Consider the following 22,041-nt stretch of genomic DNA (forward strand, 5'->3'; position numbering starts at 1 on the left):
TGTCAGATGGAGCCGTCCGCGTTGCGGGAGTTCGAGGGGCATCGCCCGCGATTGTTCGCGCTCGCCTATCGGATGCTCGGCTCGGCTGGTGAAGCCGAGGACGCGGTGCAGGAGACCTATCTGCGCTGGGACGGCGCCGATCGTCGCGATATCCGTTCCGCCGAGGCGTGGCTGACCACCGCGCTGGTGAATCTCTGCCGCGGCTGGCTGGTTTCGGCGCGTGCCCGGCGGGAGAGCTACGTCGGCCCGTGGCTGCCCGAGCCGGTGCCGACCGCGCGCGGCGAACTCGGCCCGATGGAGACCGTCGAGGAGCGCGAACAGGTCTCCCTCGCGCTGCTGACCGCGCTGGAGCGGCTGACCCCGATCGAGCGCGCCGTGTTCGTGCTGCGCGAAGCCTTCGGCTACGCGCACCGCGAGATCGCCGACATGCTCGACATCACCGAGACGAACTCGCAGCAGATCTTCCGCCGGGCCGGCCTGCGCGTGCGCGAGGACCGCACCCGCTTCGGCACCACGCCCGAGCACGCCCGCGAGCTGGTCGAACGATTCCTGAAGGCGGCGCGCGATGGCGACGTGGCGGCGCTGGAGCGGATGCTCGCCGCCGACGTCAGCGCGACGGCCGACGGCGGCGGCAAGGTCACCGCGGCGCGCCGCCCGATCCACGGCGCGAATCAGGTGGCGCGGTACCTCGCGGGCCTGCTGCGCTGGGAGGTGCCGGGCATGCGGCTGGTGGTGGAGGAGATCAACGGCGCGCCCGCCGCGGTCGCACGGGTGGATGGCGCGCCGCTGGTGGTCGTCGGGATGGACGTGGTCGACGGCGTGGTCACCGCGCTGCGGTTGATCGTGAACCCCGACAAGCTGGCCTATCTCGCCGGCGCGAGCGGCGCGGAGGGCGCGGTGGGCACCTTGCCGGACCGCGTCCAGCCTCCGCTGTGACACGCTTCACGGTGCCGATCTGTCAGGAATCGGGGGCCTGTCCGGTCTGAGGGTTGATGGCCGATCGAAAGGAGCCTCGACATGACCGGACAGCATCGGATCGTCGTTCTCGGCGCGGGATACGCGGGACTGGCGGCGGCCCGAAGGCTCGCTCGCACGGCGCGTGACGCGCGGATCACCGTGGTGGACGCGCACGCCTCGTTCGTCGAGCGGGTGCGACTGCATCAGCAGGCGGCCGGGCAGCGGATCGCGGCATGGGATCTGCGGGAAACCCTGGAGAACAAGGGCATCGGCTTCGTGCGCGCCATGGCGACGGAGATCGATACGGGCGCGCGGCGGGTGGTGCTCGACGCGGCGCCCGCGCTCGAGTACGACACCTTGATCTACGCGCTGGGCAGCGTCGCCGATCGGGAGAGCGTGCCCGGCGTCGCCGAACACGCCTACTCGGTCGCCACCCGAGAAGACGTGCGCGGCCTGGCCTTCGCGGGCGGGCCGGTGGCGATCGTCGGCGCCGGGGCGACCGGCATCGAGCTGGCGGCCGAACTGGCCGAATCGCATCCGGACTCCGGGGTGCTGCTGCTCGGGTCGGAGGAGCCGGGCGCGTGGCTGTCGGCGCGGGCGCAGGCGCACATCAGGCGGACGCTGCAGCGTCTCGGGGTCGAAATCCGCTCCGGCGCCAAGGTGATCGAAGTGACGCCCGAGGGGCCGCGCTCGGCCGACGGCACTCTGGTCGAGGCCGCGGCGACGGTGTGGACCACGGGCTTCCGCGTGCCCCACCTCGCCGCCCGCTCCGGGCTGGCGGTGGATCCCGACGGCCGCGTGCTGACCGACGCCACCTTGCGTTCGGTGTCGCACCCGGAGATCTTCGCCGCGGGCGACGCCGCCGTGGTCGCGGGGCCGGGCGGGCGCGAGCTGCGCATGGCCTGTGCCACCGCGCTGCCGACCGGCAAGCACGCTGCGGACGCCGCCGTCGCCAGGATGCGCGGTCGCGAGCCGGGTGAGCTGCGGTTCCGCTATGTGCTCCAATGCATCAGCCTGGGCCGCAACGACGGGGTCGTCCAAGCCGTGCACGCCGACGACGCACCGGCTCGGACGGTGCTGACCGGGCGCACGGCCGCGTGGGTGAAGGAGCGCATCGTGCGCGGCGCGGCCTGGGCGGCGCGCCCCTGAATCGAATCGTCAACCAACGGTTGACGCACCGTTTTCGTCAACCTATGGTTGACGCATGACTTCCCAATTCCGCCTCGACGACCTGATCGAAGGCATCAAGAAGGCCCGGCCCGACAACGTGCTCGAGCAACTGTCCGACGCCGTCGTCGCGGCCAACCACCTCGGCGAAGTGGCCGATCACCTGATCGGCCACTTCGTGGACCAGGCCCGCCGCTCCGGCGCCTCCTGGACCGACATCGGCGCCAGCATGGGCGTCACCAAACAGGCCGCGCAGAAGCGGTTCGTGCCCAAAGTGCCCGAGCCGGACGCGGCGGCCGCCATGGACCCGAACGCGGGCTTCGCCCGTTTCACCCCGCGGGCGCGCGCGGTCGTGATGGCGGCGCAGGAGGCCGCGCGCACCGCAGGCAACCGGGAGATCGCCGTCGGGCACGTGGTGCTGGGGCTGCTCACCGAACCGCAAGGTCTCGCGGTGCAGGAACTGCTCAACCAAGGCGTTTCCGTCGACGTCATCTCCGCCGCCGCCACCGCGTCGCTGCCGCCGAGCGAGGGGGATGTCCCCGCGCTGGTGCCGTTCGGCGCGGAGGCCAAGAAGGTTTTGGAGCTCACCTTCCGCGAGGCGCTTCGGCTGGGACACAACTACATCGGCACCGAGCACATCCTGCTGGCGCTGCTGGAACAGGAGAACGGCGCCGGTCTGCTCAGCGATCTCGGCGTCGACAAGGCCAGTGCCGAAACGCATCTGGGCGAACTGCTCGCGTCCATCACGCCCGAGAAGTCCTGATACCCGTGGGCGACGGGAAGCTCCGTGCGCGGACCGCGCTCGCCATCGCCGCGCCGTTGCTGGTGATCGGCGCGGCCCGGCGAGCGAACGCCGCGCACGGCATCCGCAACGTCGTCAACGGGGTGCGTGGCGCCCACGCCGCGCGGGCGCGCCATCGCCGGGCGCGGCGCGCCTGCATCCGTGGGCCACGCCGGGCCGCTCCGGTCGCACACCGTGCGGCCCGAGCGGCCTGATCACGCTCGTCCGGCCAGTCCTCCGCCCCATCGGGGCCAGCGGGCCTGCGGCTTCGGTTCGGGAACCAACGGCTCGCGGTGGATGTCGGTGACGTACAGGGGTAGTCGCGGTTCCAGCTCGGCCAGCAGTGCCAGGGCGCGTCCGCCCTGCGCCGCGCGGTACTCCCGCATGGTCAACCCGACGATCTGCAAGAACAGCACGCGGCCGTGCGGGCTGTCGATGACGCCGAGTTCCGGGTCGGTCGTGAAGCAGACCGCCTGATTGGTGCAGTCGGCGTGGTCCGCCGCGATCGGTCCGTTCGTCTTGATGGTGTGGCCCGGTTCGAACCACTTGCCGGACTGGAAGACATAGCGAGCGAGGTTCTGCATGAAGTTCGCGGGCCACACGGGCGGTTCGGTGTCCTCGGGCCTGCGCGTCAGGCGGAAAGTGAACTCGAAGCCCCAGCCGGACTCCGCCGGGTTGTCCCACTCCTTCTCGTACAACTCGGTCATCCCGTAGCTGATGTAGTGCCAGTGCGGCACCGGGTCGGTGCGGGAGTAGGCGCTGATCCCGTCGAGAGGGTCGGACCCGCCCAGCGACCACGGATGGTCGGAGGCCCAGTGAAAGGGTTCGATGTCGCCGTACAGCGGCCGCAACGCATCGTCGATGGCATCCCAGCCGGGTTTCTCACTCACGCAGTCACCATAGGCAGGGGTGTGTCCGGCCCTGTCCGGGGCTCTGACGCCGCTACGGTCAGGCGTCCGGCACGTTGCGGGCGAGCTCGTCCAGCCAGGCCGCCGCGGACGCGTCGCTCGGTGCGCGCCAGTCGCCGCGCGGCGAGAGCGAACCGCCGGAGCCGACCTTCGGCGCGTTCGGCAGCGTCGAGCGCTTGAACTGGCTGGTCTGCACGAACCGGCGCAGGAACTCGCCCAGCCAGTGCTTGATCGTGGCGAGGTCGTAGGCGTTGCGCTGGTCGGCGGGGACCAGATCGGGCCAGCGGCCGGTGGCGGGATCGGACCAGGCGTGCCTGGCCAGGTAGGCGATGCGGCTGGGCAGGTAGCCGAAGCGCAACAGGTAATAGAGGTGGAAGTCCTGCAATTCGTACGGGCCGACCGTGGCCTCGGAACTCTGGGCGGGCGCGGAGGAGTCCGCGTTCGGGATCAGTTCGGGCGAGATCTCGGTGCGCAGGATCGACGACAGCGCCTCGTTCGCCTCCGCGCCGAACTGCTCGGTGTCCACCGCCCAGGCGATCAGGTACTTGATCAGCGTCTTCGGCACCGACGCGTTCACGCTGTAGTGCGCCATGTGGTCGCCGACGCCGAACGTGCACCAGCCGAGCGCCAGCTCGCTGAGGTCGCCGGTGCCGACCACCAGCGCGCCGTGCATATTGGCCAGCCGGAACAGATGCGAGGTGCGCTCGCCCGCTTGCACGTTCTCGTAGGTGATGTCGTACACCGGCGCGCCGTCGGCGGCCGGATGGCCGAGGTCGCGCAGCATCTGCGTGGCCGAAGGGGTGATGTCGATCTCCCGGGCCGTGACGCCGAGGGCGGCCATCAAGCGGTGCGCGTCGGTTCTGGTCCTGGTGCTGGTCGCGAAGCCGGGCATGGTGTAGGCGAGCACGTTGGAGCGCGGCAGCCCGAGCCGGTCCATCGTCTTGACCGCCACGATCAGCGCCTGGGTGGAATCCAAGCCGCCGGACACCCCGATCACCACGCGCTGCGTGCCGGTGGCGCGCAATCGGGTGCTCAAGCCCTCCACCTGGATGTGGTGCACCTCGGCGCACCGCTCGTTGCGCAGCGCCGGGTCGGCGGGGACGTAGGGGAAGCGCTGGATCTCGCGCTCCAGCGCGACGGGGTGCTCGGGGACCGGCAGCCGCACGTCGATGTGCCGCATCGCGGCCAGCCGGTCGCGGTGGTCGTGCACGTTGTCGGCGAAGCTGGTGGTGCGCAGCCGGTCCGCGGCGAGGCGGCGCAGATCCAGGTCGGCGGTGACCAGCTGGGGATGATCGCCGAACCGCTCGCCCTCCGCGAGCAGGTCGCCGTTCTCGCAGATCAGCGCCTGCCCGTCCCAGGCGAGGTCGGTGGTCGACTCGCCGGTCCCCGCGGCGGAATACAGGTACGCCGCGAGATAGCGCGCCGAATGCGAGGTGCACAGCGACCGCCGGTAGTCCGCCTTGCCGATCACGATATTGCTCGCGGACAGGTTGATCAGCACGGTGGCACCGGCCAGCGCGGCGAACCCGCTCGGCGGCAGCGGAACCCAGCCGTCCTCGCAGATCTCCAGGTGGAAGACGAAGTCGTGCAGATTGCTCGCGCGAAACAGCAGATCGGAGCCGAACGGCGCCCGGTGCCCCGCGACGACGACGTGGTCGTCCACCGCCTCGCGCGCCGCCGCGAACTGGCGCTTCTCGTAGAACTCCCGGTAGTTGGGCAGGTAGCTCTTCGGGGCGACCCCGAGCACGATGCCACGGCAGATCGCGATCGCGCAGTTGAACAACCGGTGGTGGGACCGCACCGGCGCGCCCACGATCAGCACCGTGTCGATGTCGGTGCTCGCCGCGACCAGCCTGGCCAGCGCCGCCTCCACCGCTGCGTCCAGCGCGTCCTGGTGGAACAGGTCGTCGGCGGTGTAGGAGGACAGACCCAGTTCGGGGAACACCGTCAGCACCGCCCCGGCCGCAGCGGCCTGCGTGGCCAGCTCCACGGTCTGCTCCACGTTGTAGGCGGGGTCGGCCACCCGGAGCCGGGGCACCGCGACCGCCACCCGGGCGAAGCCGTGCCGGTAGAGCGAATCGAACGGCAGGTCGTCCACCCGCGTCCCCTTCCGGGATGAGTTGATCATGGTTCACCCGGAATCTACGCCGTCACGGCCGCCTCGGTGCGGTTCCGAGACCATCGAACGCCAGGGAGAGGTGCGATGACCTGCGCTTATGTCGTTCCCGCCGGGCGGTGCGAATCGTCCGGCCGGAGAAGTGAACCGCCGACGGCTAAGCTATAGCAATGGCGGATGACACGGATTCCGACCTAATAGCGGGGGAACGGCGCGCAGATCTACTGCGCGCTCTTCCGTATGTGTCCACCGAGTCCCAGCCGGACGGCGGCACCGTGGTGAACGGCGATCTGCCGCCCGAGGTCGCCCCTCCGTTCATTCGCGCCATCATGCGGGTGGAGGCGGAGCTGCTGCTGCGCGACGCCGAGCTCGTCACCGAGGACGGCGAGCCGCGCACCCAGGAGGAACGCCGCAACGACGCGATCATCGCGCTGCTGTTCCGCTTCGACGACCGCCATTAGGACTCGCGGACCTTGCACTCGACACCCCTGAGTGCTAAAAATGCTTTTGGCACTCTCGACCTGTGAGTGCCAGGTCGGGACGGTGAGACCGGGTTCCGTAGACACCCTCGGTCGTCCGTCGCGGGCACCGAACCTGGCCAGCGTAACTGGGGCGACCCAACCAGCGGTCGTCCTGTGTGTCAGCCATACACATGGAGGATCTCAACAACGCCATGGCCAAGACAATTGCGTATGACGAAGAGGCCCGCCGCGGCCTCGAGCGGGGTCTGAACAGCCTCGCCGACGCGGTCAAGGTGACGCTGGGCCCCAAGGGTCGCAACGTTGTCCTGGAGAAGAAGTGGGGCGCCCCCACGATCACCAACGATGGTGTGTCCATCGCCAAGGAGATCGAGCTGGAGGACCCGTACGAGAAGATCGGCGCCGAGCTGGTCAAGGAAGTCGCCAAGAAGACCGACGACGTCGCGGGCGACGGCACCACCACGGCGACCGTGCTCGCCCAGGCGCTGGTGCGCGAGGGTCTGCGCAACGTCGCGGCCGGCGCGAACCCGCTCGGCCTGAAGCGCGGCATCGAGAAGGCCGTCGAGGCCGTCACCGCCAAGCTGCTCGACACCGCCAAGGAGGTCGAGACCAAGGAGCAGATCGCCGCCACCGCCGGTATCTCGGCGGGCGACGCGTCCATCGGTGAGCTGATCGCCGAGGCCATGGACAAGGTCGGCAAGGAAGGCGTCATCACCGTCGAGGAGAGCAACACCTTCGGTCTCCAGCTGGAGCTCACCGAGGGCATGCGCTTCGACAAGGGCTACATCTCCGGTTACTTCGTCACCGACCCGGAGCGTCAGGAAGCGGTCCTCGAGGACCCGTACATCCTGCTGGTCGGCTCGAAGGTCTCCACCGTCAAGGACCTGCTGCCGCTGCTGGAGAAGGTCATCCAGGCCGGCAAGCCGCTGCTGATCATCGCCGAGGACGTCGAGGGCGAGGCCCTGTCCACCCTGGTGGTCAACAAGATCCGCGGCACCTTCAAGTCGGTCGCCGTGAAGGCCCCCGGCTTCGGTGACCGCCGCAAGGCGCAGCTGGCCGACATCGCCATCCTGACCGGTGGCGAGGTCATCAGCGAAGAGGTCGGCCTCTCGCTGGAGAACGCCGGCATCGAGCTGCTCGGCCAGGCGCGCAAGGTCGTCGTCACCAAGGACGAGACCACCATCGTCGAGGGCGCGGGCGACGCGGAGGCCATCAAGGGCCGGGTCGCGCAGATCCGTACCGAGATCGAGAACTCCGACTCGGACTACGACCGCGAGAAGCTGCAGGAGCGTCTGGCCAAGCTGGCCGGCGGTGTCGCGGTGATCAAGGCGGGCGCGGCCACCGAGGTGGAGCTCAAGGAGCGCAAGCACCGCATCGAGGACGCCGTGCGCAACGCGAAGGCGGCCGTCGAGGAGGGCATCGTCGCCGGTGGTGGCGTGGCCCTGCTGCAGTCGGCTCCGGCGCTGGACGAGCTGAAGCTCACCGGTGACGAGGCCACCGGCGCGAACATCGTGAAGGTCGCGCTGTCGGCTCCGTTGAAGCAGATCGCGTTCAACGCGGGCCTCGAGCCCGGCGTGGTCGCCGAGAAGGTCGCCAACCTGCCCGCGGGTCACGGCCTGAACGCCGACTCGGGCGAGTACGAGGACCTGCTGTCCGCCGGTGTCGCCGATCCGGTCAAGGTCACCCGTTCGGCGCTGCAGAACGCGGCCTCGATCGCGGCTCTGTTCCTGACCACGGAGGCCGTCGTCGCCGACAAGCCGGAGAAGACCGCGGCTCCCGCCGGCGACCCGACCGGTGGCATGGGCGGCATGGACTTCTGAGTCCCGCCACCGCGCAACACATTTGGAACCGGAAGCCGGTCCACCGCGAGGTGGGCCGGCTTCCGGCGTTCCGGCGTCAGATTCCGTCCAGCGTGACGACCGTCGGCCGGAGATGCCGCCAGCGCCCTCGTGCAGCGGTGACTCGGCGACTCACCTTGGCACAGGCCAGAAACCAGTCTCGCCGATCGTGATCACACAGGGCTGATTCAGCACCCCGGCCTTGTAGACGGCTTCATCGAGGTGGGTCGACATCAAGAGCATCCATGTCTTCCACGGAGTACCCGCGCCCACCGGTTTTCCGGTATTCGCCGCGAGCCGTAGGTAGTAGTCGTGGAGTTCTTGGTCGGTTACCGCGAACGTCAAGGGGGGGTCCACAGGCGATTCATCGATTGCCGTAATCTGCAACCGACCAGTGTCATCGCGGCTGACCTGGTATCCGGACTCGGTCCCGGCACGAATAACCGACTCGGTCAGTTCTTCCACACTGGGCTCATGCTTTTCCACGACATCCTCCTCCAGGGAAGGCAGTGATCACTATCCCGCCCTCACTGACGATCACGGTGGGCTGGACGGTCTTGGCTATCGCTCCGGTAACGCGGTTGACCAGGTAGATCTGCCCCGTGTAACAATACCGGCCGCCGCTCTGCGGGCCGTGCCAGTCGGGTGCGTCGTGAGCCTTGGCGATTGCCATATCGGCAATGTCGCGCCAGTTGCGGCCCTCGATTGCGGCGAGCCCTTCCCATTCGCTCATGTGACCGGCCTGAATATGCCTATACCCGTAGTCTTTATTCCCGCACAGCAGCTTCCATTCGCCGAAGGTTGTGACTACCTTGCCCTCGGGCGAGCTGATTCCACAAGCTCCCCACGGGAACGAGGCGTGAGCTACTGGACTCGGCATCAGGCCCATGACCGACGCCACGGCTGCCGCTGTAGCTATTACAAGTGCCGATATCTTCAATTGACCCCCACGTCGCGCACTAATTGGCGCTTCTACCTATAACTTTGCTGCATCCGTCAAGGAGGGCTTCATCGTCAGCCCACGCGCACCCCCGAGCTCGAGCGAGATGGAGAGGCACAACCCACGACAACCGACCTCATTGCCTTACACCTGAATTCGACGCGTGCGGTGCGCTCCCGGTTCCATACCAACGGAGATCTTCTCCTTGTTGCATCCATCGGGTAGCCGGTCCGCCGAGAGGTGGGCCCGGCTCCGGCGCTTCCGGTTGGATTCCGGCGACGGTGACGACCGCTGGCCGGAGATGCCACCAGCGCCGCTCCGGTATCACCGCTGTCAAGGTAGGTATCGAGTGCCGCCGGGTTCATTGGTTCAGTCGTTCGAATCGCGCGCATGGTCGATCGCACGTTCCCCGAGGCGGTCGGCATATTTCTCGAACGTGTAGGAGTGGCCGTCGTCGCCGACGAGGTAGACGTGCCCGTCGAGGAAGGACTCCCGGTAGCCGATTGCGTCCGGTCCCGCCCATTCGCGGATGGCTTCGGCGAACATCGCCACCGTTTCCTGCGGCGGCGGGTCATCCGATGACCACCCTCGGCGACGCCGAGATGTGGCGGCACCTGCATCGAAACCACCTCTCCAAGGGAGAACGGCGATCGGTCGATCAAGCGCGGTTCATCAGCAACATTCAATCCAGTCACGGTCCTACGTGTAGGCGATACCTGTCGGAATCCGCCTACATCTACGGATCGGGAGACGGGGCCGATCATGGCGAGTGACGAAACCCCGGACCCGGAACTGCCGGTGCGAGTCCCGTTCGTCGGGCCATCGGAAAACTATCCCGGTTTCCAGAAGGGACCGGGCAACCGCCCAGGTTCAGCGGTTGTTCCGTATCGACCAGCGGAACCGTTGGTACAGCCTATTCCTCCAGCCACCATCCGATAGGAGTTCTTGCGCCGACCGGGCCAGCGAGATGGACCGCCGCTGGCTGCCGCTCCGCGGTGTCGCCGATCCGGTCAAGGTCACCCGTTCGGCGCTGCAGAACGCGGCCTCGATCGCGGCTCTGTTCCTGACCACGGAGGCCGTCGTCGCCGACAAGCCGGAGAAGACCGCGGCTCCCGCCGGCGACCCGACCGGTGGCATGGGCGGCATGGACTTCTGAGTCCCGCTACCGCGCAACACAGTTGGAACCGGAAGCCGGTCCACCGCGAGGTGGGCCGGCTTCCGGCGTTCCGGCGTCAGATTCCGTCCAGCGTGACGACGGTGAACGGCGTCTTCGGTGTGCCGGGCGCCATCGGACCGCCCTTGTCGAACTGGGAGGAGACGATCAGGGTTCGGTCACCGGCGCGGGCCAGGGTGGTGGGGATGGCGAGATTCTCGTCGGTGCGCTGCTGCGCGAGCGTCGCCGTTGCGCCGTCGTCGGTGAGGGTCCAGCGGCTGATGGTGTTCGTCGTGTTGTGCGCGGCCCACAGGGTGTTGTCGCGCAGTTCCAGTCCGTCGCCCTGACGCAGATCGCCGCCGCGCAAGGCCACTTTGCGGATCGGGTTCTGGTCCGGAGTCAACGCGATGCGGTACAGGTCGCCACGGGGCATGTCGACCGTCAGCAGGTAGCGGCCCGCCGGGTCGGCGACGATGCCGTTGAGGCTGAAGCCGCCCGGTTCGATCGGCGGCAGCACGGAGTGCAGGTCGAACTGCGGGGTCAGTTCGGCGCGGCCGCCTTGTGCTCTGGCGGCGGCCAGTTGATCGGGCGTCACGCGATAGACGACAGCCCGTGTGCTGTCGGTCAGATACGCCGTGCCGTCGGGGGTGATGGCGAGATCGTTCACGAAGCGGGGGTCGCCACCGGGCACGGTGAGGTCCGCGAGCAGGGAACGGGTCGCGATGTCGTAGACCGCGACGCCGGTGGTCGAGTCGGTCACCCACAGCCGTCCGGCGGCATCGACTTTCAAGCCGTTGGCGGTCTTGTGGTTGTTGGCGCCTTCGGGCAGGAACACTTCGGCTCGGTGCGCGTTCGGCGTCGCCCGATAGACGGCGCCGGTGGTGTAGGAGCCGACGTAGCTGTCTCCCGTCCGCGCGTCCACGGCGATGCCTTCGGGGTAGGCCCGGTCGCCCGGCAACTCGTAGGCGGTGTGAACTGCGGCGCTCGGCGCATCGCTCGTGCCGCAGGCGGCGAGCGTGAGACAGGCGGAGCCTGCGGCCAGGCTCGACAGCAGGCGGAGGGACAGGCGGTGGGGCATGGGGTTACCTCTTAGAGTCCGTGCATGAGAATGTGCCCGCATTGAGCAACTGGCACGAATTTAAGTTAGAACTCTAATATCAGTCAAGGGTCAAACAAGAGGACGTGCGGATACCATGCGGTTATGACGTCGATGCCCGCCGCCGAACGGATCGGCTCGTATGTGAAACGTGCCGAGCAGTCCCTCAACACGGCCAAGAACGCCGCGTTGAAGCCGGCGGGCGTCACCGTGCCCCAGTACGCCGCGCTGCTGTTCCTCGCCGAGAACCCCGGTATCTCGGCCGCGGCCCTGGCCCGGCTCTGCGGCGTCACCCCGCCGTCGATGAACACCGTGCTGAGCAATCTGCAGGACCGCGGGCTCATCGAGCGCACCCCGCACCCGTGGCACAAGAACGTCCTGGAGACCACGTTGACCGACAAGGGCGAGGCGGTGATGCGCGACGCGGACGCCCGCGCCGTGCGCGTCGAACGCGCCTTGGCCGAGGAATTCACCGACGCCGAGCGAGCCGCCTTGCAGGACTTGCTGACCCGCTGCGCCGACCGATTGGACTCGATCCGCCCCGGCCCTGCCGCTTAGCCGCCGGAAGCGGGGGCACCGTGTATCGAAGTGCCCCGCCGATCCTGCGACGGGTTCGTCACCGGGACGCGGTCGCGATCAGTGCCGCCATTTCGCCAGTCCGGATCGATGGCTTCACTGATTCGCGCCCGTTCTCTCCCGTATCCGTTGCGATGACGAGGCGCAGCCCCGGATGCGCTGCGACGCCGCGTTTGTGAGCGCTGAAGGCGGTTGCGCGCCCTCGTAATAGATTCCCGGATTCCGCCGTATGGGCCGGAGCGGGAGAGGCCGCCAGCGGCGGGACCCGATGCCGCGCCGCCGGCGGATGGGTCATGCCGGAGCCGGAGCCGGAGCCTTGGTGGCGGACGGAGCTTTCTGGAGCGCGAGAGCCAGGGCCAGCGTGGCGATGAGCGCCGAGGTCCACGGGAGCCACTGGCTGCCGGAGGAATCCAGCACGGTGCCGCCGATGATCGACCCGATTCCCGCGCCGAGGTAGATGGCCGATCCGTTCAGGCCGAGGGCGACCGTCGGCGCGTCATGGGCGATGCCGAACAGGCGATACTGCTGCGGAACCAGGACCGCAGAACCGAACAATCCGGTCAGGGCGAGCGCCACGAACACCGCCCACGCGGCATGGATGGCCACGCCGAGCAGCGCAAGGCCGATCAGCGCGCCCGCCAGGCCCACGGTCAGCGTGCGCTGTGGGCCGTAGCGGTCGACCGCGCGCCCGGCCTGCGCGTTCCCGATCACCTGGCCGACGCCCATGGCCAGCAACAGCCAGGCGAGCATGCTCTGCGGCACCGATGCCGCGACCACGACGGGCAGGTAGACGGTGGTGGTGTAGACGGCGGTGATCTGGATCGTCGTCACGATCAGCACCCGCAGCACCGGCGGCCGGGTCAGCACGCCGATCCGGGCGCGCAGTCCCGTGCTCGGCAGCGTCACCCGCGGCAGCAGCAAGACCAGCAGCGCCGCGACGGCTCCGCCGACCGCGATGCCCCACAGCACGCCACGCCAGCCGATCCAGCGTTCGGCGAAGATGCCGATCGGCACGCCCGCGACGCTGGACAGCGTGATGCCCGCGGTCACGATCGACAGCGCCCGTCCCCGGTGGGCGTCATCGGCGACGACGCCCGCGACGGCGAACGCGTTGGCCTGGAAGGCCGCCGCCCCGATGGCCGCCACGACGCGCGCCGTGGCCATGACCGCGAAACTCTCCCCGGCGGCCTGCCCGATCATGCCGATCACGAAGAGCGCGGCGCCGCCGCCGAGCAGCACGCGGCGATCCCAGGAGCCGGTCGCCGCGGCGATCAGCGGTGCGGCGATGGCGTAGGTCCAGGCGAACATCGTGGTCAGCTGCCCGGCGGTGGACACGGTGACGTGCAGGTCGGCGGCGATCAGCGGAAGCAGCCCGCTGAGTACGAAGCCGTCGGTGCCGAGCACGAAAGTGCCCACGGCGAGCGGTAACAGCGATCGGTATAGATCATTCGATGGTTGTCGAAGCATCATAGGATGAGGGTGCGGTACTCTTCGATCGTTGTCAAACGATCGGAGAATGGAGATGCGCGCACTGCCACAGCCGAGTACCGCCGACATCGATTTGGTCCGTGTGCTGAGCGCTCTCGCCGACCCGGTGCGGCTGGAGCTGGTCCGCGCGCTCGCCGGCGAACGAGAACCGTTGAGCTGCAACGTCCGCGAGTTCGACGTGGAGATCACGGCGGCCACCGCCTCGCACCACTGGAAGGTCCTGCGGGACGCGGGCATCACGACGACCTTCGTCTCCGGCCGCAACCGACTGGTCCAGTTGCGGCGGGAGGATCTGAATCAACGCTTCCCCGGCCTGCTGGACGCGGTCATCAACGGCGCGCGGCGCTGAGCGGGTGCCCCGCCCGCGAGTCGGCCGTACGCTGAAGCCATGCCTGACCGCGGTCGGATCCGAGGCGTGCTCTACGACATCGACGGCGTCCTGGTGACCTCCTGGCGGGAGATCGCCGGCGCCGCCGCGGCGGTGCGCCGGATCCGGGAGAGCGGGCTGCGTAGGGCATTTCTGACCAACACCACCTCGCGAACCTGCGCCGAGATCGCGAAACGCCTGCGGGACACCGATATCGAGGTCGATCCCGCCGAGATCGTCACCGCCGCAAGGCTCACCGCGGAGTTCGTGCGCGAGCGATACCCCGGCGCCGCCGTCTGGGTGCTCAACCACGGCGACATCGAGGCCGACCTCGCCGGTCTCCGGCTCGACGAGCGACGTCCGGACGTGGTCGTGCTCGGCGGCGCGGGAGCGGAATTCACGCACGCGGCGCTGAGCCGGGTGGTGGAACTGATGCTGGACGGCGTGCCGGTCGTCGCCATGCACAGCGGTTCGACCTGGGCGACCGCGGACGGGTTGCGTATCGACACCGGTGCGTACCTGCCCGGTTTGGAGGCGGCGGGCAACGCCCGCATCGAGGTGGTCGGCAAGCCCGCGGCGCCTGGTTTCCGGACCGCGGCGGCGCTGATGCGGCTCGACCCGGCGCAGGTCGTGATGATCGGTGACGATCTGTACTCGGATGTGCTTGCGGCACAGGACGCCGGGCTGACCGGCGTCTTGGTGCGCACCGGAAAATTCCGGCCCGAAGTGCTCGCGTCGGCGGACCGCGCGCCCGATCACGTCATCGATTCCGTGGCCGATCTGCCGGAATTGCTGGCCGATTCGGCGGGAGCGGGCGAATCCGCCGTAACCGACGAATCGGAATGAAACAAAAAATTCTACAGATTCCCTCTAAAATTGCCCGCAACCGCGCCGCTGCTAGGTATGGTCTGTTCCGGCAAATAGCCAGTGACAAGAAATCTCCTACGGCCAGATCGGAGTTGCCGAATGCTCGATCCGTGGATAGGCGTGCTTGCGCACAAGCTACTATGGTCGCCGGGTTTCGGCCCGGCGACCATTTGATGAGGTAGCAACTGCTCAGCCAACTTTCGGCTAACTCGAGGTCGGCCGAGGGTTGTAACGAAGGGCCCGATCCGTGACGATGAGTTCGGGCCCTTCTGTATTGTCTGGCCCAATGTCACAGGATGCGAATACGGGTCGAATGTATGCCGGGCAACCCGTGGAGGACCGGCAACGTCAGCGGCGTGCGCGTTTTCTGGAGTCAGGCCTGACGGTCTTCGCGCGGGACGGCTACGCCAACAGTTCGGTCGGCGCCATCTGCAAGGACGCCGGACTCTCCTCGCGGCAGTTCTACGAGGAGTTCACCGGTCGCGAGTCCCTGCTCCTAGAGCTGTACGAGCAGATCGACCGGGAGTCGCGGGACGCCGTGAAGAAGGCGTTGGACGCCAAGTCCGGCGCGAAATCGCTGGACGTCATCGACGCCGCCGTTCGCGCCTACGTCGAATCCATCGGTTCCGATCCGCGCAAGGCGCGCGTCGCCCTGGTGGAGGTGGTCGGCGCGGGCCCGAAGGTGGAGAAGTTCCGTCTCGCGGTGCGCCGGGAGTGGGGTTCGCTGCTGGCTGGCGCCGCCGAAGACGCCGCCCTGCACGGCGAGATACCCGCGGGCGACTACGAGATGCGGATGCTCGCCATCATCGGCGGCGTCAACTACGTGGTCGACTCCTGGAGCGGCGCGGACCCGCGCCCGCCGCTCGACGACGTGATCCGGGTGCTCAGCAGGGTGATCATCGGCGCGGTCCGCGCGTAGCGTCGCCGGCTTGCGCGACCGGGCGCGACCAGCGCGGTAACGTGCCGGGGATGCAGACAGTTCCGATCCAGATGCCGGACGGCACCACGGTTCCGGTGCGCTTGATCCCCGCCGGGGGTCCGCACCGGCACGCGGTCACTCCGGACGCGCCACGACCGGTGCTGGTGATCGTGCCCGGACTCGGCGTTCCCGGGGGCTACTACGAACTGTTCGCCTCCGGCCTGGCCGCACGCGGGTTCGACGTGGCGATCGGCGAACTGCGCGGCAACGGCGACAGCAGGCCGAAACCCAGCGCCGCCAGCACTTTCGGCTACCACGAGCTGGTCTCGGTGGATTTCCCGGCGATCTTCGAGGTGGTTCGCGAGCAGTTCCCGGACAGCACGCCGTACCTGCTCGGGCACAGCATGGGCGGACAGCTCGGCGTCATGTACGCCGCGCGCGTCCGCGGCAGGCTCGGCGGGCTGATCCTGGTCGCCTCGGGCACCCCGTATTACCGTGGTTACCGGGGACTTTCGGGTCCGGGCATGCTGGTGGGCACCGCGGCGATCTCGCTGACGGCGAACCTGGCCGGCTTCTGGCCCGGCGACCGGGTGTCCATGGGTTTCGGCCGCCAGTCCAAGGTGCTGATCTCCGACTGGGCCCGGCTGGCGCGCACCGGCCGGTTCGTCCCGGTCGGCGCGGACATCGACTACGAGGAGCGCATCGCGCGGCTGAAGCTCCCGGTGCTGTCCATCACGATGACCGGCGACGACCTCACCCCGCCCAGCTCGGCCGAACACCTGCTGGAGAAGCTGCCCAACGCGGAGGTGACGCGCTGGCGGCAGCCGGAGCCGCTGGGCCACAACGGCTGGATCCGGCAGTACACCAGCACCGTCGACCAGATCGAGAAGTGGTTGCGCGACCGCTGAGCGCCGCTCAGGCGCGTCGTTCGATCAGCATCTGGGTGAAGAACTCGTAGATCAGCGCCGCCTGGAAGGCCGATTGCTTGTTGTCGGCGGCGCCGCCGTGGCCGCCTTCGATGTTCTCGTGGTACCAGAACTCGTGCCCCTGTTCCTCCAGCAGCGCGGCCATCTTCCTGGCATGACCGGGGTGCACGCGGTCGTCCCTGGTCGAGGTGGTGAGCAGGATCGGAGGGTAGGCGCGGTCGGCGCGCGCGTTCTGGTAGGGCGAGTACTTGCCGATGTACTCCCATTCCTCCGGCTTGTCGGGGTCGCCGTACTCCGCCATCCACGAAGCGCCGGCGAGCAGCAGGTGGTAGCGCTTCATGTCCAGCAGCGGCACCTGGCAGACGATCGCGCCGAACAGTTCCGGGTAGCGGGTCAGCATCACGCCCATCAGCAGTCCGCCGTTGCTCCCGCCCACCGCGCCGAGCTGGTCGGCGGTGGTGATGCCGCGCGCGACGAGGTCTTTCGCGATCGAGGAGAAGTCCTCGTACACCTTGTGCCGGTTGGCTTTCTGCACCGAGGTGTGCCACTGCGGCCCGTACTCGCCGCCGCCGCGGATGTTCGTCATCACCCAGGTGCCGCCGCGCTCCAGCCAGCCCATGCCCGAAGCGCCGCTGTAGGCGGGGGTCCGCGAGATCTCGAAACCGCCGTAGCCGGACATCACCGTCGGCCCGGGCACGCCCTTCCGGTCGCGATGGCGGATCACGAAATACGGCACCCGCGTGCCGTCGTCGGACGTGGCGAAGAACTGCTCGGTCTCCACCCCGTCGGCGTCGAAGAAGCCGGGTTCCTGCTTGAGTCGCTCGGTGCGCCCGCCGACCGAGCTGGTCAGCAGCGTCGCCGGGGTGGTGAAGCCGCTGGTGTTGAGCATGAACTCGTCACCGCTTTCCAGCGGGTCGAGATTCAGCACGCTGGTGGTGGCCATCGGCGGGGTGTCGGCCAGCGGCTCGCGGCGCCAGCCGTCCTGGGCGGGCGTCAGCACGTAGAGCTTGGTCTGCACGTCCTCGAGCGTGATCAGCAACAGGTGGTTCTCGGTCCAGCCGTAGCCGTGCAGCGAGGTGCGCGCGTCCGGGGTGAAGAGAACCTCGAACTCCCGTGCGCCGGAGAGGAACTTCTCGAAGTCGGTGGCCAGCAGCGCGCCGGCGGGGTAACTCGCGCCGCCGACCTCCCACGGCGACTTCAGGCGCACCAGCAGCCAGTCCTTGTACCAGGACTCGCTGGCGTCGCTGGGAATGTACAGGTGCCGCAGGGCGCCGTCGTCCTCGAGCAGGTAGACCTCTTCGTTGAAGAAATCGGTGGCGCGGCCGACGTAGTGCCGTTCGTAGCCCGGCGTGCGGTCGTAGCCCGCCGAGACCGCGACATCGCCGCTCTCGCCCTCGAAAACAGTGGTCGCCTCCGCCAGCGGGGTACCGCGACGCCAGCGCTTCGCGATCCGCGGATACCCCGAATCGGTCATCGAGCCGGGGCCGAAGTCGGTGCCGACGTACACCGAGTCGATGTCGATCCAGCGGATCTCCGACTTCGCCTCGGGCAGGAAGAACCCGCCGTCGGCCGGATCGAGGAACACCCTGCGCTCCAGGTCGAACTCCCGGACCACCTTCGCGTCCGCACCGCCGCGCGACAGGCTGATCAGCGCGCGCGACTGTTCCGGGCGCAGCACCGTCGCCCCGCCCCACACCCAGTTCTCGTCCTCCTCGGCGGCCACCGCGTCCAGGTCGATCAGCACGTCCCAGTCCGGCGCTTCCTCGGCGTACTCGGCGAAGGTGGTGCGCCGCCACAGACCGCGCGGGTGCTCGGCGTCCCGCCAGAAGTTGTAGAGCCAGGGCCCCCGGCGGGCGGGGTAGGCGATCTTGGTGTCGGTGTCGAGCATGTCGAGAATGCGGCGCTCCAGGTCACGGAAGCGATCGGAGTCGGCGAACCGGGCGTGCACGACCGTGTTGTGCGCGCGAGCCCAGTCCAGAGCGCGCTCACTGGTCACTTCTTCCAGCCAGAGGTAGGGATCGGTCACGTTCCGCTCAACACCGCTCATCCCCACATTGTGGCCGAGCCGTGCGGCGCGGGGTCACCAGGAGTGTGCTACGTCGATCACGACGCGCGATCCGCCGCCGGGTCCGCCGAGGGTGGAGACCTGGAACGGCAATCGCGCGCGCGTGCCCAAACCGAGGGTGGTCTGGCCTTCGAAGGAACCGGCCCAGGCCACCTGGCGGAAGGTGCGGTAGTCCCGCACGTCGGCGAGTTCGGCCCGGTTCGCGGGGGTGTAGGTGGGGTTGAACCCGTCGTCGTAGGCGGGGGCGTAGACGGCGATGCTCAGGAACGCCTCGCCGCGCAGCGGGACGGGTGCGCCGGAGCCGTCCATGACCACGCGCTCGACATAGCCGACGTGATAGCCGGTCACCGGCCCGGCGATGTCGAGCACCAGGCGTTCGAAGCAGTCGTGCCGCCCGGCGCGGACCCCGGTCAGCGGCGCGAGCGTCCTGGCGCGACTCACCTTGGGTATCGAACCCCAGCCGGAGGCGCATCCAGGGGCGGCGGACGCGGGCGCGGGGGCGATGAACAGACCGGCAAGGGTCACAGCGGAAAGGAACAGGAGAAGCAAGCGACGCATGGCCGCACCGCCTTCTGGCACAGGAGGGATTGATGTATTACCTGCATCGGTCCAGGTGGGTGCCTCGTTACCGGCGGTGAGGACGAAAAACGTTGGCTCTCGCGACAACTCGGACACGAGGCGGCTCGCCGTTCGCTGGGTCGCGCCGCGCATTCGCCGTGAACAGTAGGATCGCTGCTGGCGAGGCCGATCCGACCAGGAGGTTCGAGGTTGCCACCCTTTCTCTGGGAGCAGCACTGCTGCCTGCCGCTGTCGCCCGCCGCGCGCATCGGCGATCTCGCGCGCTACCCGGCCGGATCGTATCTGTCGGTGAACGTCGGCTACTCCCGGCAGTCGACGGCCGACTCGATCGCACTGCTGGAGCGATTCCGCCGAGATGCCCTGGCCGACGGCCGGTTCCGTCTGGTCGAGACCGTGGCGGACGTCGGCGCCGCCGACACGATCGCGCTGGCCTTCGATCTGGAGGATGCCGGGCCGCTCGGTGGCGATCTGGACAACGTCGCGCGGTTCTACGACCTCGGCGTGCGGTCGCTGCTGCCCACCTACAACCACGCCAACGCCGCGGGCTGCGGCTGCCTGGACACCGAGGACACCGGGCTCACCGGTTACGGACGCGATCTGGTCCACGCGCTCAACGAAGCCGGCATGTTCGCCGACGGTTCGCACTGTTCCCGGCGCACCGGCCTGGAGCTGGCCGAGTTGAGCGTCGTCCCGATGATCTACAGCCACGCGAATTTCGCCGCGCTCTGGGACCACCCGCGCAACATCACCGACGACCAAGCGCGGGCCTGCGCCGCGACCGGCGGCGTCATCGGCGTCAACGGCGTCGGCATCTTCCTCGGCCGCAACGCGCCGCACGAGCGCGCCGAGCGCGTCGCGGCGATGGCCCGCCACATCGAGTACGGCGCCGAATTGGTCGGCATCGAGCACATCGGCATCGGCTCGGACTACTCCTTCGACGCCGACGACTTCAACGCCGAACTCCAGCAAAACCCCGACGCCTTCTCCGAGGCCTACACGCAGTGGGGTCCACTCCAATGGACCCCGCCCGAAGACCTCATCGGCCCCTCCGACGTCCCCACCCTCGAAGAGGCCCTCACCGACCGCGGCTTCACCCCCTCCGACCGAGCCGCGATCTTCGGCGGCAACTTCCGCCGCGTCGCCGCCCAGGTCTGGCGCACCGCCTGACCTTCCGCGAGTGGCACATCACCGCGGCGTCTACTCGCGTTTCGCCGCAGCCGTGCGCCGCTCGCGCACAGCGGCGGAGGTCCGGCTCGTGAGGAGTTCGCCGGTGGGTGTGGGCCACGCCTCACCTGGGTGGGGGATGGGTGGGTGAAGTTCCCGGTGCGGAGTTAGGCTCGGGGCGTGACTTCCCACTACGATGTCGTCGTTCTCGGTGCTGGTCCCGGCGGATACGTCGCCGCGATCCGCGCCGCTCAACTCGGCCTGCGAACAGCGATCGTCGAGCAGAAATACTGGGGTGGTGTGTGCCTCAACGTCGGCTGCATCCCGTCCAAGGCGCTGCTGCGCAACGCCGAGCTCGCCCACATCTTCACCAAGGAGGCGAAGACCTTCGGCATCTCCGGTGAGGTGAACTTCGACTTCGGAGTCGCCTTCGACCGCAGCCGCAAGGTCGCCGACGGCCGGGTCAAGGGCGTCCACTTCCTGATGAAGAAGAACAAGATCGACGAGTTCGACGGAAAGGGCACCTTCACCGGCCCGAACTCGCTCTCGGTCGAGCTCACCAAGGGCGGCGCCGAGTCGATCACCTTCGACAACGCGATCATCGCGGCGGGTACCGTCACCAAGCTGCTGCCCGGCACCCAGCTCAGCGCCAACGTGGTCACCTACGAGGAGCAGATCCTCACCCGCGACCTGCCCGGCTCGATCCTCATCGTCGGCGCGGGCGCGATCGGCATGGAGTTCGGCTACGTCCTGAAGAACTACGGCGTCGATGTGCGGATCGTGGAGTTCCTCGACCGCGCGCTGCCGAACGAGGACGCGGACGTCTCCAAGGAGATCACCAAGCAGTACAAGAAGCTCGGCATCACCATCACCACCGGTGCGGCCGTGCAGTCCATCGAAGACGACGGCGCCAAGGTCACCGTCTCGATCAAGGACAACAAGTCCGGCTCGATCGAGACCGTCACCGTGGACAAGGTGCTGCAGGCCGTCGGCTTCGCCCCGCGCGTCGACGGCTACGGCTTGGAGACCACCGGCGTGCAGGTCACCGATCGCGGCGCGATCGGGATCGACGACTACATGCGCACCAACGTGCCGCACATCTACGCGATCGGCGACGTCACCGGCAAGCTGCAGCTCGCGCACGTCGCGGAGGCGCAGGGCGTGGTCGCGGCCGAGACCATCGCGGGAGCGGAGACCGTTCCCCTCGGCGACTACCGCATGATGCCGCGCGCCACCTTCTGCCAGCCGCAGGTCGCCAGCTTCGGCCTGACCGAGCAGCAGGCCCGGGACGAGGGCTACGACGTGAAGGTCGCGACCTTCCCGTTCACCGCCAACGGCAAGGCGCACGGCCTCGGCGACCCGACCGGTTTCGTCAAGCTGATCGCCGACGCCAAGTACGGCGAGCTGATCGGCGGGCACCTCATCGGCCCCGACGTCTCCGAACTGCTGCCCGAGCTGACCCTCGCGCAGAAGTGGGACCTGACGGTCAACGAGCTGACCCGCAACGTGCACACGCACCCGACGCTCAGCGAGGCCCTCCAGGAAGCCTTCCACGGCCTGGCCGGCCACATGATCAACTTCTGATCCTTCGCGGAGAAGGGGCGTGCGGTCGGTGATCGCACGCCCTTTTCGGCTGTAGGGCAAGGGTTTCCGCG

At 68.5% G+C, this 22,041-nt stretch carries 23 protein-coding genes; 14 read left to right on the forward strand and 9 right to left on the reverse strand.

The annotated features are described in order from the left end of the window. Nucleotides 1-6: 6 nt before the first annotated feature. The 4 genes from ACH49X_RS11765 to ACH49X_RS11780 all read left to right on the forward strand — a co-directional run bounded on the left by ACH49X_RS11765 (nt 7) and on the right by ACH49X_RS11780 (nt 3,120). Complete coding sequence (locus ACH49X_RS11765; RefSeq protein WP_357109237.1) at nt 7-936, forward strand: RNA polymerase sigma-70 factor; 930 nt, start codon at nt 7-9, stop codon at nt 934-936. A gap of 81 nt (nt 937-1,017) precedes the next feature. Beyond that, nucleotides 1,018-2,106, forward strand: coding sequence for an NAD(P)/FAD-dependent oxidoreductase (locus tag ACH49X_RS11770; RefSeq protein WP_195080739.1), 1,089 nt, complete (start codon nt 1,018-1,020; stop codon nt 2,104-2,106). A gap of 55 nt (nt 2,107-2,161) precedes the next feature. Beyond that, nucleotides 2,162-2,887 (forward strand): Clp protease N-terminal domain-containing protein, encoded by a 726-nt coding sequence (locus ACH49X_RS11775; RefSeq protein WP_195080738.1) that lies wholly within the window; start codon nt 2,162-2,164, stop codon nt 2,885-2,887. 5 nt (nt 2,888-2,892) lie between these two features. Next, nucleotides 2,893-3,120, forward strand: coding sequence for a hypothetical protein (locus ACH49X_RS11780; protein WP_357207332.1), 228 nt, complete (start codon nt 2,893-2,895; stop codon nt 3,118-3,120). On the opposite strand, the gene ACH49X_RS11785 is transcribed toward ACH49X_RS11780, so the two are convergent. Continuing rightward, complete coding sequence (locus ACH49X_RS11785) at nt 3,121-3,795, reverse strand: suppressor of fused domain protein (protein WP_357207334.1); 675 nt, start codon at nt 3,793-3,795, stop codon at nt 3,121-3,123. A 58-nt stretch (nt 3,796-3,853) separates the two neighbouring features. Continuing rightward, complete coding sequence (locus ACH49X_RS11790; RefSeq protein ID WP_357109242.1) at nt 3,854-5,941, reverse strand: NAD(+) synthase; 2,088 nt, start codon at nt 5,939-5,941, stop codon at nt 3,854-3,856. A gap of 230 nt (nt 5,942-6,171) precedes the next feature. Between ACH49X_RS11790 and ACH49X_RS11795 the strand changes: the two genes are divergently transcribed. Both ACH49X_RS11795 and groL read left to right on the forward strand, forming a co-directional pair. Further along, entirely contained in the window at nt 6,172-6,390 is a 219-nt protein-coding gene (locus ACH49X_RS11795) for a hypothetical protein (RefSeq protein WP_244891767.1), read from the forward strand. A gap of 212 nt (nt 6,391-6,602) precedes the next feature. Beyond that, on the forward strand, nt 6,603-8,228 hold the full coding sequence (gene groL / locus ACH49X_RS11800) for a chaperonin GroEL (RefSeq protein ID WP_357109246.1): 1,626 nt from the start codon (nt 6,603-6,605) through the stop codon (nt 8,226-8,228). Between the two features lie 150 nt (nt 8,229-8,378). Here the strand turns inward: groL and ACH49X_RS11805 are convergent, their stop codons facing one another. The 3 genes from ACH49X_RS11805 to ACH49X_RS11815 all read right to left on the reverse strand — a co-directional run bounded on the left by ACH49X_RS11805 (nt 8,379) and on the right by ACH49X_RS11815 (nt 9,732). Continuing rightward, entirely contained in the window at nt 8,379-8,732 is a 354-nt protein-coding gene (locus tag ACH49X_RS11805; RefSeq protein ID WP_357207336.1) for a hypothetical protein, read from the reverse strand. Then, complete coding sequence (locus tag ACH49X_RS11810; protein WP_357207338.1) at nt 8,719-9,147, reverse strand: hypothetical protein; 429 nt, start codon at nt 9,145-9,147, stop codon at nt 8,719-8,721. The genes ACH49X_RS11805 and ACH49X_RS11810 overlap by 14 nt, the downstream gene beginning before the upstream one ends. A 408-nt stretch (nt 9,148-9,555) precedes the next feature. Continuing rightward, complete coding sequence (locus ACH49X_RS11815; protein WP_195080731.1) at nt 9,556-9,732, reverse strand: hypothetical protein; 177 nt, start codon at nt 9,730-9,732, stop codon at nt 9,556-9,558. Between the two features lie 421 nt (nt 9,733-10,153). Here ACH49X_RS11815 and ACH49X_RS11820 point away from each other — a divergent pair, with 421 nt between their 5' ends. Beyond that, nucleotides 10,154-10,342, forward strand: a complete 189-nt coding sequence (locus ACH49X_RS11820; protein WP_195081059.1) for a hypothetical protein — start codon at nt 10,154-10,156, stop codon at nt 10,340-10,342. 76 nt (nt 10,343-10,418) lie between these two features. Here ACH49X_RS11820 and ACH49X_RS11825 read toward each other — a convergent pair whose 3' ends face one another. Continuing rightward, the gene (locus tag ACH49X_RS11825) at nt 10,419-11,417 is read right to left on the reverse strand and encodes a superoxide dismutase (protein WP_357207342.1); all 999 of its coding nucleotides are present in this window, start codon (nt 11,415-11,417) and stop codon (nt 10,419-10,421) included. 123 nt (nt 11,418-11,540) lie between these two features. On the opposite strand from ACH49X_RS11825, the gene ACH49X_RS11830 reads away from it, so the two are divergent. Continuing rightward, nucleotides 11,541-11,993: a MarR family transcriptional regulator gene (locus ACH49X_RS11830; protein ID WP_323124534.1), complete on the forward strand. Its 453-nt coding sequence runs from the start codon at nt 11,541-11,543 to the stop codon at nt 11,991-11,993. Nucleotides 11,994-12,302: 309 nt separating this feature from the next. Here the strand turns inward: ACH49X_RS11830 and ACH49X_RS11835 are convergent, their stop codons facing one another. Then, complete coding sequence (locus ACH49X_RS11835; protein ID WP_357207345.1) at nt 12,303-13,427, reverse strand: MFS transporter; 1,125 nt, start codon at nt 13,425-13,427, stop codon at nt 12,303-12,305. 100 nt (nt 13,428-13,527) lie between these two features. On the opposite strand from ACH49X_RS11835, the gene ACH49X_RS11840 reads away from it, so the two are divergent. The 4 genes from ACH49X_RS11840 to ACH49X_RS11855 all read left to right on the forward strand — a co-directional run bounded on the left by ACH49X_RS11840 (nt 13,528) and on the right by ACH49X_RS11855 (nt 16,560). Further along, nucleotides 13,528-13,848, forward strand: coding sequence for a helix-turn-helix transcriptional regulator (locus ACH49X_RS11840; RefSeq protein ID WP_323124536.1), 321 nt, complete (start codon nt 13,528-13,530; stop codon nt 13,846-13,848). 39 nt (nt 13,849-13,887) lie between these two features. Next, nucleotides 13,888-14,712 carry an HAD-IIA family hydrolase gene (locus ACH49X_RS11845; RefSeq protein WP_357207347.1) on the forward strand — a complete coding sequence of 275 codons (825 nt, stop codon included), beginning with the start codon at nt 13,888-13,890 and terminating at the stop codon, nt 14,710-14,712. Nucleotides 14,713-15,019: 307 nt separating this feature from the next. Further along, nucleotides 15,020-15,652 (forward strand): TetR/AcrR family transcriptional regulator, encoded by a 633-nt coding sequence (locus tag ACH49X_RS11850; RefSeq protein ID WP_324722494.1) that lies wholly within the window; start codon nt 15,020-15,022, stop codon nt 15,650-15,652. 50 nt (nt 15,653-15,702) lie between these two features. After that, nucleotides 15,703-16,560, forward strand: coding sequence for an alpha/beta fold hydrolase (locus ACH49X_RS11855; protein ID WP_195080727.1), 858 nt, complete (start codon nt 15,703-15,705; stop codon nt 16,558-16,560). A 7-nt stretch (nt 16,561-16,567) separates the two neighbouring features. On the opposite strand, the gene ACH49X_RS11860 is transcribed toward ACH49X_RS11855, so the two are convergent. Continuing rightward, the gene (locus ACH49X_RS11860) at nt 16,568-18,625 is read right to left on the reverse strand and encodes a prolyl oligopeptidase family serine peptidase (RefSeq protein WP_357207349.1); all 2,058 of its coding nucleotides are present in this window, start codon (nt 18,623-18,625) and stop codon (nt 16,568-16,570) included. Nucleotides 18,626-18,658: 33 nt separating this feature from the next. Then, the gene (locus tag ACH49X_RS11865; protein WP_357207351.1) at nt 18,659-19,201 is read right to left on the reverse strand and encodes a hypothetical protein; all 543 of its coding nucleotides are present in this window, start codon (nt 19,199-19,201) and stop codon (nt 18,659-18,661) included. Nucleotides 19,202-19,411: 210 nt separating this feature from the next. Here ACH49X_RS11865 and ACH49X_RS11870 point away from each other — a divergent pair, with 210 nt between their 5' ends. Together ACH49X_RS11870 and lpdA are read left to right on the forward strand one after the other, a co-directional pair. Beyond that, entirely contained in the window at nt 19,412-20,389 is a 978-nt protein-coding gene (locus ACH49X_RS11870) for a membrane dipeptidase (RefSeq protein WP_357109268.1), read from the forward strand. Nucleotides 20,390-20,566: 177 nt separating this feature from the next. Continuing rightward, nucleotides 20,567-21,970 (forward strand): dihydrolipoyl dehydrogenase, encoded by a 1,404-nt coding sequence (gene lpdA, locus ACH49X_RS11875; RefSeq protein ID WP_357109271.1) that lies wholly within the window; start codon nt 20,567-20,569, stop codon nt 21,968-21,970. Nucleotides 21,971-22,041: the final 71 nt, after the last annotated feature.

Origin of the sequence: Nocardia sp. NPDC019323 (genome assembly GCF_044389845.1) — a bacterium.
GTDB classification, from domain to species: Bacteria; Actinomycetota; Actinomycetes; order Mycobacteriales; family Mycobacteriaceae; genus Nocardia; species Nocardia implantans.